At 74.5% G+C, this 11,155-nt stretch carries 7 protein-coding genes; 2 read left to right on the top strand and 5 right to left on the bottom strand.

Annotation, left to right across the window (positions count from 1 at the left end; all coding sequences use genetic code 11):
- A partial coding sequence (locus tag VFW24_08735; GenBank protein HEX5266848.1) for an ABC transporter substrate-binding protein occupies nucleotides 1-1,526 on the bottom strand: 1,526 nt, incomplete at its 3' end.
- Between the two features lie 218 nt (nucleotides 1,527-1,744).
- Here VFW24_08735 and VFW24_08730 point away from each other — a divergent pair.
- The gene (locus tag VFW24_08730) at nucleotides 1,745-1,951 is read left to right on the top strand and encodes a hypothetical protein (GenBank protein ID HEX5266847.1); all 207 of its coding nucleotides are present in this window, start codon (nucleotides 1,745-1,747) and stop codon (nucleotides 1,949-1,951) included.
- Here the strand turns inward: VFW24_08730 and VFW24_08725 are convergent.
- The 4 genes from VFW24_08725 to VFW24_08710 are packed head-to-tail and all read right to left on the bottom strand — an operon-like array spanning nucleotide 1,948 to nucleotide 10,451.
- Nucleotides 1,948-3,438 (bottom strand): aldehyde dehydrogenase family protein, encoded by a 1,491-nt coding sequence (locus VFW24_08725; protein HEX5266846.1) that lies wholly within the window; start codon nucleotides 3,436-3,438, stop codon nucleotides 1,948-1,950. The two genes, VFW24_08730 and VFW24_08725, sit on opposite strands and share 4 nt — an antisense overlap.
- Before the next feature lie 40 nt (nucleotides 3,439-3,478).
- A complete protein-coding gene (gene cobT, locus VFW24_08720; GenBank protein ID HEX5266845.1) occupies nucleotides 3,479-5,209 on the bottom strand; it encodes a nicotinate-nucleotide--dimethylbenzimidazole phosphoribosyltransferase in 1,731 nt (576 codons plus the stop codon).
- Nucleotides 5,206-6,993, bottom strand: coding sequence for a VWA domain-containing protein (locus VFW24_08715; protein ID HEX5266844.1), 1,788 nt, complete (start codon nucleotides 6,991-6,993; stop codon nucleotides 5,206-5,208). The genes cobT and VFW24_08715 overlap by 4 nt, the downstream gene beginning before the upstream one ends.
- Nucleotides 6,990-10,451 carry a cobaltochelatase subunit CobN gene (locus VFW24_08710; GenBank protein ID HEX5266843.1) on the bottom strand — a complete coding sequence of 1,154 codons (3,462 nt, stop codon included), beginning with the start codon at nucleotides 10,449-10,451 and terminating at the stop codon, nucleotides 6,990-6,992. Before VFW24_08710 ends, VFW24_08715 begins: the two co-directional genes overlap by 4 nt.
- A 40-nt stretch (nucleotides 10,452-10,491) precedes the next feature.
- Between VFW24_08710 and VFW24_08705 the strand changes: the two genes are divergently transcribed.
- The coding region (locus VFW24_08705; protein ID HEX5266842.1) for a cobyrinate a,c-diamide synthase at nucleotides 10,492-11,155 on the top strand (664 nt) is incomplete at its 3' end.

Here is an 11,155-nt window from a genome sequence, read left to right as displayed (position 1 = left end):
AACAGCGGAACGATCATCGAACGCCCGTTGTTGCCGAGCCAGTCCGGGTTCCAGCCGGCCTCGGCCAGGTCCCACTTCCCCGCCTGGGAGGCCGACGGGTTCTGCAGGTACTGGGTGTAGAAGGCCGAGGGGGGCACCGGGACCAGGTTGATGGTGATGCCCGCCGCCTGGAGGGCGGCCTGGTCGGTCTGGGCGATCTGGGGGTGGACCGTGTTGGTGCGGTACACCAGCGTCAGCTTGAGCGGGTTGCTCGGCCCGTAGCCGGCCTCGGACAGGAGGGACTTGGCCTTGGCGGGATCACCGTTGTCACCGGGCGTCGGGTACGGGTCGTAGCCCGACACGGACCCGGCGTCGGCACCCGGGACCAGCTGGTCGAGCGGCTTGGACACCTCGGCGCCGCCGTACACCTGCGAGTCGGCCGTCTTGTTGATGGCGTACTCGATGGCCTGGCGGACCTTCAGGTTCTTGAGCGCCCCGTTGGCATTGGGGCTCTGCAGGTTCATGACCAGGATCGGGTTGAGGTTCAGGTAGTTGTTGTCCCCCTGAGGTCCGATCAGCAGGTTCGGGTCATGGCTGGAGACCATCCCGGCCAGCTGGGCGGTGGCGACGTTCTGGTCCCACTCCATGTCGGCGGTGCCGGCCTGGATCTGCTGGACGGCGGCCGTCGGCGTGTTGGCGACGCCCTCCTTGATGTCGATCTCGTTCACGTAGGCGGGCCGGACCGGGTCGCTGGAGGACTTCCAGGCCTTGTTGCGCACCAGGGTGATCGATGTGTTCGGCGTGTAGCTCTGGACGCTGTACGGGCCGTCCGAGATCCAGTGCTGCCCCAGGTCGGCGCTCCCGGGAACGTGGTCGAGGGCCTCGACGGGCGCCGGAGACGAGAAGGTCATGGCCAGGATGTTGATGAAGTCGGCGGCGGGCGACATGAGGTTGAACTGCACCGTGCTCGGGTCGACGGCCTTGACGCCCGCGATGTCGTGGCCCTGGATGTAGGCCTTCTGGGCGGCGGCCGTGGCGCCGATGTTGGCGAACCCGTCGCAGAAGGCCTTCATGCCCACGATCGTGTTCTCGAAGTAGCCGGGGGCGCCGACCGGCGCGCTCGGATTGCAGAGCCGCTTGATGCCGGTCACCTCGTCGGCCGCCGTGACCTGGCGGGGCGGGGTGGTGTCCCACTGGGCGCCCTGGCGGATGTGGATCGTGTAGGTCTTGCCGCCGTTGGTGATCGTGGGCATGGCCGTGGCCAGGTCGGGCACCGGCGCGACCTGGTCGGAGGTGAGCGCCTTGGTCGGCACGACGTACAGCTGGCGGCTGACGGCGCGCATGAGGATGTAGGTGACGTCGTAGTAGGCGGCAGCGGTGTCGAAGTAGTCGACGTCCCCGCTGCCGACGATCGTGAGCGTGCCGCCCTTGACCGCCCCCGCGGTGGTGGCGCCGTTGGTCGTGGCGGTGCTGGCTCCCGTGCTCCCAGAGCTGCCGCACGCGGCCAGGATGGCGCCGGCCAGGGCGCAGACCGCCAGGGGGGCCATCCGTCTCCTGATGATTCCGGACGTCGCTAGGTTCACCATTACCTCCTCGTCCCGGGCGCTGGGACTCCGCACGGCTCTCCAGCGAGCCGATCGGGTGGCGAAGCTACCACCAGCCGCCGCAAAAGACGCGGACAGCGGCGCCGGGCACGGCCTGGCCGCTTACCCCCGCCCGCTCGCGGGTACAACCCACACTGGACAGCTCGCAGGAAGGAAGTCTGATGTCAGCCGACCACACCCGCCCGACGAATCCGACGCGCGAGTCCGAGGTACGCGCCGCTCACGCCGAGCACGCTCCCGGTAACGATCCTACGCCCGAGGAAGAAAGGGCGGCCGACAAGAACAAGCCCGACCCCGAGGTGGCGGAGCACTACCGGGAGATGACCGAGCGGGGCGCCAACCAGCGCGGGGAGGGCCGTCCCGGCTAGGCGCCGGGCAGGCCGATGGTCTTGGTCTCGAGGTACTGGTTGAGGCCCTCGATGCCGCACTGGCGACCCACCCCGCTGGCCTTGTAGCCCCCGAACGGGGCGTCGGGTCCGTACCAGACGCCGCCGTTCACGCTCAGGGTCCCGGCCCGGATGCGTCGGGCCACACACAGGGCGCGCTCCTCCGAGGCGGAGGACACCGACCCGGACAGGCCGTACTCGCTGTCGTTGGCGATGCGCACGGCGTCGTCGTCGTCCTCGTAGGGGATCATCACGAGGACCGGCCCGAAGATCTCTTCGCGGGCGATCGTCATCGAGTTGTCGACGTCGGCGAACAGGGTGGGCTCCACGAACCATCCCTTGGGCAGATTGGCGGGGCGGCCGCCGCCGTGCACGACCCGGGCCCCCTCCTCCTTGCCCTTCTCGATGTAGCCGAGCACGCGGTCGCGCTGGCGGGCACTGACCTGGGGGCCCTGCAGCGTGCCGGGGTCGGTGGGGTCCCCCACCGCCACGCTTGCGAACCCCGGTGCGGCCAGCTCGACGGCGCGGTCGTACTGCTTCCGGGGCACGAGGAGCCGGGTGAGCATGGCGCAACCCTGGCCGGCGTGCATGCACACCATCGACGCGAACGGCATGCTGGCCTCGAGGTCGGCGTCGTCGAGCACGATCTGGGCCGACTTGCCTCCGAGCTCCAGGAAGAGGCGCTTGAGCGAGGCCGCGCCCTTCTCCATGATCCGTCGGCCGGTGGCGGTCGACCCGGTGAACGAGATCAGGTCGACGCGCGGGTCGGTCACGAGGACCTCGCCCACCATGTGGTCGGACGACGTGACGACGTTGACGACCCCGGCCGGGATGTCGGTGCGCTCGGCGATGAGCCGGCCGATGCGCGTGGCGTTCCACGGCGTGTCGGGGGCCGGCTTAACGATGACCGTGTTCCCCATGGCCAGGATCGGGCCCAGCTTGTTGATGGTGATCTCGACCGGGAAGTTCCAGGGGATGATGGCGCCCACCACGCCGGCGGGCTCCTTCCACACCTGGCGGCGGGACGTCATTCCGAAGGCGGTGCCGAGGGGGAGGTCCCGCTCCCACTCGAACTCGTCGATCATCCGCGCCGGCCACAACAGCCCGTCGGAGAGCGGGGCGTCGAGCTGGGGCCCGTAGGTGATCATCACCGGCGTGCCGACCTCGGCCACCAGCTCGGAGCGGATGGCCTCCTTCTCCTCCTCGAGGGCGGCCTGGAGCTGCTCGAGGCAGCGCTTGCGGAGCGCCTTGTCGGTGGACCAGCCGGTCTCGTCGAAGGCCCGCCGGGCGGCGGCGATGGCCGCCTCCATGTCCTCGACCGACGCGTCGGCCACCTGGCCGAGCACCTCCTCGGTGGCCGGGTTGACGTTGTCGAAGCGCTTTCCGGAGCGGGCCTCGGTCAGCTGACCGTCGATCAGCATCCGGGTCTCCCCGGTCAGCTCGGTCGCCTTCTCGGTGGTCGTGGTCATCTGGTGGCTCCTTGTCCCCGGTCCGGGGCGACGTTACCGGTCAGGTCTTGTCGGTCACACCCGCCTGATCGAAGGTGGCCATCTCCCGCAGCACGCGGGCGGCCGACTGGAGCAGGGGCAGCGCCAGGCACGCTCCCGTTCCCTCGCCCAGCCGGAGGTCGAGGTCGAGGAGGGGCCGCATCCCGAGGTGGTCGAGCACGGCCCCGGCCCCGGGCTCGGCCGAGCGGTGCCCGGCGAAGCAGTACCCCACCGCGTCCGGGCACAGCGCGGCCGCCACCAGCAGGGCGGCGCCGGCGATCACCCCGTCCACCACCACCGGCACCCGGGCCGCCGCCCCGCCGACGATGTAGCCCGCCAGGGCGGCGATCTCCAGCCCGCCGAGCGAGGCCAGCGCGGCCACGTGGTCCGCCGGGTCGAGCCCCGCCGCCCGGGTCCGGGCCAGGGCCGCCTCCACCACCGCCACCTTGGTCACGAGCATGTCGTCGTCGATGCCGGTGCCCCGCCCGGTCACCTCGGCGGCCGTGCGCCCGGTGAAGTGGGCGATCAGCGCCGCCGACGGCGTGGTGTTCCCGATGCCCATGTCCCCCGTGAGCAGGCAGCGGTTGCCCGCCGCCACCAGCTCCCGGGCCACCTCGGCGCCCACGTCGAGGGCGGCGGTGGCCTCCTCCCGGGTCATGGCCGGCTCGCGGCCGATGTCCCCGGTGCCCCGGCGGACCTTGCGCCGGATGAGGCCCGGGGCGGGGTCGAGGTCGCCGGCCACCCCGACGTCGACGACCACCACGTCGGCGCCGACCTGCCGGGCGATGGCGTTGACCGCCGCCCCCCCGGCGCAGAAGTTCCCGACCATCTGCGTGGTCACCTCGGCGGGCCAGGGCGTGACCCCGGAGGCGACCACGCCATGGTCGCCGGCGAACACCGCCACGGTCGCGGGCTCGGGGACGGGGGGCGGGTCGGCGCCCGCCGCCCCGGCCAGCCGCACGCTCAGGGCCTCCAGCTCCCCGAGGGCGCCGGGCGGCTTGGTCAACCGTGACTGGTGGGCGCCGGCCGCGGCCATGGCCCCGGAGTCGGTCGGGGTGACGGCGGCTACGGCCTCCCGGAACGGACTGGTCCCGTCGCGGTTCCCCCACCGTTCGCGGTGCACCGCCCACTCGAGGGGCCGGGGCGAGGCCCACCCGGCGGTCGCCAGCTCGGGCTCGGTGTCGAAGCCCTCGACCCGACCCACGCAGAGGTACGCCAGGGGCGCGACGTGGGGCGGGAGGCCGAGGATCACGGCCAGCCGCTCGGGCTCGTAGAAGCTGACCCAGCCCACCCCGAGCCCCTCGGCCCGCGCCGCCAGCCACAGGTTCTCGATGGCGAGGCAGGTCGAGAAGGCGGCCGTCTCCGGCTGCAGCTGGCGCCCGAGCACCCGCGCCCCGCCCCGCTCGAGGGTCGATGTCACCACCACGTTGAGCGGAGCGTCGAGGATGGCCTCCACCTTCAGACGGTCGAACAGACGGGCGCGGGAGCCGCTGAGCGAGGCCGCGAAGCGCAGCCGCTGCTCCTCGACGTGGGCCGCCACCTGCCTGCGGACATCCGGGTCAGCCACCAGCAGGAAGTCCCACGGCTGGGAGAGCCCGACCGACGGGGCCAGGTGGGCGGCCTGGAGCACGCGCCGGAGCACGTCGTCGGGCACCGGGTCGGGCAGGAAGCGGCGCCTGACGTCGCGGCGAGCCTCGATCACCCGGTAGAGGGCGGCCCGGGCGGCAGGATCGAGGGACCCGTCCGCGCTCACCCGCCCACCATTCCACGTAGGGCGTGGCCGAGGGCGCCGGCCGAGAGCTCGGGGAGGCTGACGCACCGGGCGCCCATCCGCCGGGCCAGCTCGGGGGCCAGGCCCAGGCGGGCCGCCCCGTCCTCCACGTCGACGACGACCGCGGGCACGCCCCGCCGGCGCACCTCGCCGGCGGCGTCCACGGCGGCGGCCACCGGGTCGGCGCCCCCCGGGGCGGCGGTGGCCCGCCCGTCGGAGACCAGCACGAGCAGGGGCCGGTGGGGACCGGAGGCGGTGGTGGCGACCTGCAGGGCGGTGCGGATGCCGGCGGCCAGCGGGGTCCGCCCCCCCGTGGGCAGCTCGGCCAGCCGGTGGCGCGCCACCTCGACACTGCCGGTGGGGCGGAGGGCCACCTCGGCCGCTTCGCCCCGGAAGGTCACCAGGCACACCCGGTCCCGGCGCTGGTAGGCGTCGAGCAGCAGGGACAGCACCGCCCCCTTCACCGCCTCCATCCGCCGTTCCGCGCCCATCGAGCCCGAGGCGTCCACGGCCAGGACCACCAGGTTGCCGGTCAGCTGCTCGCGCACCGGCTCCCGCAGGTCCTCGGCGGTCACGACCGCGCCCGGCCCCGCCGGGGGTGCGGAGGATGCCGTCCGGCGGGCCGCCGCCGCCCGGGTGGTGGCGCCGAGGGCCACCTCGCTGACCGGGCCGTCCGGGACCCGGTCGCCGACCAGGCGGCCCCGGCGCCCCAACGTCGGGGACCGGCGGCCGGACGGGGCGTCGGGCGCGGGCCGGCGGGCGGTGTGGATCCCGATCACGGGCGTCGGCGCATCGGGCCGGGCGGGGGGCCGGTCCGGGGCGTCGGGGCCGTCGCCGCCCTCGTCCGGTGGCGGGCCGTCGCCCTCCAGGGCGTCGTCGAGGGCGGCGTCGAGCTGGTCGCGGTCCACCCCGGGCTCCTCGAACGGGTTGCGCCGCCTCCGGTGGGCGAGGGCCAGGGGCGCAACCCGGCGGACGTCGGAGGGAGTGGCCTCGCTCCGGCCGTCCCACCCGGCCAGGGCGGCGGCGGCCCGGCAGATCACCAGATCGGCGCGCAGGCCCTCGGCTCCCACCGCCGCGCACAGGCGGCTGACGGTCTCGAGCAGCTCCCCGGGCAGGGCGGCGGGGTGGGCCGCCGTCAACCTCTCCCGGATCTCGGACTCCGCCCCGGCCCACTCCCGGGAGAAGCGGGCCGGGTCGGCGTCGTGCGCCAGCCGCCGCCGCACCGCCTCGGCCCGCTCGGCCGGGTCGGCGTTGGCCGCCACGTCGACGGCGAGCCCGAAGCGGTCGAGCAGCTGGGGGCGCAGCTCCCCCTCCTCCGGGTTCATCGATCCCGCCAGCACGAAGCGGGCCGGATGGGCCTCGGACACCCCTTCCCGCTCGACCCGGTTGACCCCGCCGGCGGCCACGTCGAGCAGGACATCGACGAGGTGGTCGGGCAGGAGGTTCACCTCGTCGACGTACAGGACCCCGCCGTCGGCGGCGGCCAGCAGGCCGGGCTGGAAGCGGCGGCGCCCCTCGGTGAGGGCGGCCTCGATGTCGATCGTCCCCACCACCCGGTCCTCGGTGGCCCCGATGGGAAGGTCGACGAACGGAGCCGCACCCGGGAGAAGGGCGGCCAGGCCCCTGGCCAGGGTGGACTTGGCGCTCCCCTTCTGGCCGCGCAGCAGCACCCCTCCGATCCGCGGGTCCACAGCGTTGAGCAGCAGGGCCAGCTTCACGTCCTCCTGGCCGACGACGGCGGTGAACGGGAACGGGTCGGGGGTCATCCGTTCTCCTCCCAGCCCTCGGCCTCGAGGACGGCGGCGCGCAGGGCGGCCCGGGCCTCGTCGGACGCGTCCCACAGGCCGCGCTCGTCGGCCTCGAGCAGCCGCTCGGCGATGGAGCGGAGGGCCCACGGGTTGGAAGCCTCGAAGAACTTCCGCACGGCCGGGTCCATGACGTAGGCGCGCGTGACGCGCTCGTACATCCAGTCCTCGACGACGCGCGCCGTGGCGTCGTAGCCGAACAGATAGTCGACGGTGGCGGCCATCTCGAAGGCGCCCTTGTAGCCGTGACGTTGCATGGCGGAGATCCACTTCGGGTTGACGACGCGCGTGCGCACGACGCGCGCCGCCTCCTCGGCCAGGCTGCGCACGCGCGGGTGGGCGGGGTCGGCCGAGTCCCCGAACCAGGCGCGCGGCTGCGACCCGGTCAGGGCGCGGATGGTCGCGACCATCCCGCCGTGGTCCTGCAGGTAGTCGTCGGAGTCGAAGATGTCGTGCTCGCGGTTGTCCTGGTTCTTCACCGCCACCTCGATGGCCGCGAAGCGCCGGCGCATCGCCTCCCCCGCCGGCGCCCCCATGGCGGCCCGGCCGTAGGACCACCCGCTCCAGGCCTCGTACACGGCGGCGAGGTCGGCATCGGAGCGCCAGTCGCGCGACTCCAGGAGGGGCAGGATGCCCGAGCCGTAGGCGCCGGGCTTGGCCCCGAAGATGCGCGGATCGTCCCCGAAGCCGGCCATGGCGAAGGCCTCGTCGAGCAGGTTGACCACATGCGGGAAGGCGTCGCGGAAGAACCCGGAGATGCGCAGGGTGACGTCGACGCGGGGGCGGCCCAGCTCGGCGTCGGGGATCAGCTCGAGACCGGTGACCCGGCCCGACTCCTGCTGCCACACCGGGCGCACCCCGACGAGGGCCAGGGCCTGGGCCACGTCGTCCCCCATGGTGCGCATGGCGGCCGTGCCCCAGACGACGAGGCCGACGCAACGGGGCGGCTGGCCCGTCTCGGCGCGGTAGCGCTCGATGAGGGCGTCGGCCAGCTTGCCGCCCACCTCCCACGCCAGCGGGGAGGGGACGGCCTTGGGATCGACGGAGTAGAAGTTGCGCCCGGTCGGCAGCACGTGGGCCATGCCGCGGGTCGGCGCCCCGCTGGGCCCGGCCGGGACGTGGCGGCCGTCGAGGGCGCGCAGCACCGAGCCGACCTCGTCCGGCGTGCGGCGCAGCGCCGGGATGAGACGGTCACAGATCCAGCCCAGCGTCGGGTCGTCACCCTCGTACCGCCATCCCGCCTCCTGCAGCCCGGCCAGGGCCCGGCGGTTACCGGCCTCGATCCGGTCGACCTCGGTCCGCGACGCACCCGCCGCCAGCCCGGCCCGCAGCGAGGGCACCGGACCCTGGGGCAGGCGGGTGACGGCCAGCACCAGGTCGAGCTCGGCCTCCTCGGCGGGAGGCCGGCCGAGGATGTGCAGCCCGCCGCGGATCTGGGCGTCCTTGAGCTCGCACAGGTAGCCGTCGACGTGCAGGACGAGGTCGTCGAAGCCGTCGCCCTCCGGGGCCTGGTCCACCCCGAGGTCGCGGTGGATCTCCGCCTCGACCAGCAGGTCCCACACCTGGGCCCGCACGGCCGGCAGCTTGGCCGGGTCGAGGGCGGCGATGCGCGCGTGCTCGTCGAGCAGCGACTCCAGCCGGGCCAGCTCGTCGTAGGTGTCGGCCCGGGTCATCGGCGGCAGCAGGTGGTCGACGATGACGGCGTGGGCCCGGCGCTTGGCCTGGGTGCCCTCGCCGGGGTCGTTGACCACGAACGGGTACACGAGGGGCAGGTCCCCGAGGGCGGCGTCGGGGGCGCACGAGGCCGACAGGCCGACGCCCTTCCCGGGCAGCCACTCGAGGGTGCCGTGCTTGCCGACGTGGACCACGGCGTCGGCCCCCCACCCCTCGTCCAGCCAGCGGTAGAAGGCGAGGTAGTGGTGGGTCGGCGCCAGGTCGGGCGAGTGGTAGACGGCGACCGGGTTCTCCCCGAACCCCCGGGGCGGCTGCACGGCCACCAGCACCCCGCCCAGGTCGAGGCCGGGGAACACCAGCCCCCCACCGTCGACGTACACGTCCCCGGGCGGGGGCCCCCACGCCCCGGCCACCGCCTCCTTGAGGCCGGGGGAAACGCCGGCGAACCAGGCGGCGTACTCCCGGCCGTCCCAGCGTCCGGCGGTGGCTGCCGCCCCGGAGGGACCGGCCGACTGGCGGTCGTAGACGAGGCCGGCAGCCAGCTCGGCCATCAGGGCGTCCCCGTCGTCGGGAATGCGGTCGACCCGGTAGCCGGCGCCGGCCAGGGCCCGGAGCAGCTCGATGACGCTGGCCGGGGTGTCGAGGGCCACGGCGTTGCCGATCCGGCTCCGCCTGGTCGGGTAGGCGGAGAGGACCACGGCCACCCGCCGCTCGGGGGCGGGGCGCCGGGACAGCGAGGCCAGGCGGGCGGCCAGGCCGGCAACCCGGCCGACCCGGTCGGGAAGGGTGCGGTAGGCAGTGACCGGGGCGCCGAGGTCGTCCCCGTCGTCGACCACCTCCTTGAACGAGAACGGGACCGACACGATGCGGCCGTCGAACTCGGGGATGGCCACCGTCATCGCCACGTCCAGCGGGCTCAGGCCGGCGGCGCTGCCCTCCCACACATCGCGGGCCACGGTGGCGGCCACGGCCTGCACCACCGGCACGTCGAGGGCGGCCAGGGCGGTGGCGTCCCAGTCGTCGCCGGCGCCCCCCGCCGGTCCACCTCCGCCGGACATGGAGCCCATGGCGAGGACGGTGGTGATCACGGCGTCGACGCCGGCGCCGGCCAGCAGGTCCAGGGCCTCCACCCGCCCGTCCGGTCCGGGGCGCAGCGAGTAGCACCACACGGGCAGGGCGTTCACCCCCCGCTGCTCGAGGGCGGCGGCCAGGTCCTCGACGAACCGGGTGTTCCCCGAGAGCAGGTGGGCCCGGTAGAACACGACGCCGACGGTCGGTCGGGCCGGATCCCGCCGCGGCGAGCCGAGGACCCCGACTGCCGGCACCGGCTCGGGGGCGTCGAAGCCGAAGCCGCCCATCAGCACGGTGTCGGCCACGAAGCGCAGCAGGTTCTCGACGTTGCCCAGGCCGCCGTGGACCAGGTACTCGAAGGCCTCGGCCACGGTGGCGGCGGGCACGGTCGACAGCCGGGTGAGCTCGGCGTCGGGCGCCGCCTCTCCGGCGAAGGCCAGCAGGGCCACCCCGGCGGCCACGCACCGGCGGCGCAGCTCGTCGAAGCCGTCCTCCCACGCCGGGCGCCCGCCGAGCAGGCGCACGAGCACGACGTCGGCACCGGTGACGTCCGGGGGCGCGGCCAGGTGGGACGGGTTGGCGGCGCGCACCGGTCCCAGGTCGGCAGGCAGATCTTCGAGCACCGAGCGCACGGCCAGCAGGTCGGTGTCGGCGTTGGAGAGGAAGACGATCACAGGAAAACGGTCACCGCCGGCGGGACTCTAATGGGGCCCCATGAACGTCCTCGGGCCCCGTCTGGTCATCGCCGGCGTGTCGTCGGGGGTGGGCAAGACGACGGTGGCGACGGGGCTGATGGCGGCGCTGCGGGCCCGCGGCGTGGTCGTGGCGGCGGCCAAGGTGGGGCCCGACTTCATCGACCCCGGCTACCACGCCGTCGCCACCGGCCGGCCCGGCCGCAACCTCGACAGCTGGATCTGCGGCGAGGACGTCATCGGGGCGCTGGCGGGGCGCGCCGCCGCCGGCGCCGACGTCCTGGTGGTCGAGGGGGTGATGGGCCTGTTCGACGGGGCGGCCGTCCCCGGTCCCGACGCCAGCACGGCGTCGGTCGCGCGCCTGCTCGACGCCCCGGTCGTGCTGGTCGTGGACGCCTCGGCGATGAGCCGCTCGGTGGCGGCGGTGCTGCACGGCTTCGCCACCTTCGACCCCGACGTGCGGGTGGCGGGGGTGATCCTCAACCGGGTGGGCGGCCCCGGCCACGTCGAGCTGCTGGCGGCCGCCCTGGCCCCGAGCGGCATCCCGGTGCTCGGGGCCCTGGCCCGGGACGACCGGCTGACCTGGCGCGACCGCCACCTCGGCCTGGTCCCGGTGGCGGAGGACCGGGCGGCGGTGGAGGAGTCGGTGGCCCGCCTGGCGGAGGTGGTCGCCACCGCCGTCGACC

The sequence above is a fragment of the Acidimicrobiales bacterium genome (assembly GCA_036273495.1).
In the GTDB taxonomy this organism is placed as follows: Bacteria; Actinomycetota; Acidimicrobiia; order Acidimicrobiales; family JAJPHE01; genus DASSEU01.
This window is presented reverse-complemented; position numbering and strand designations above follow the sequence as displayed.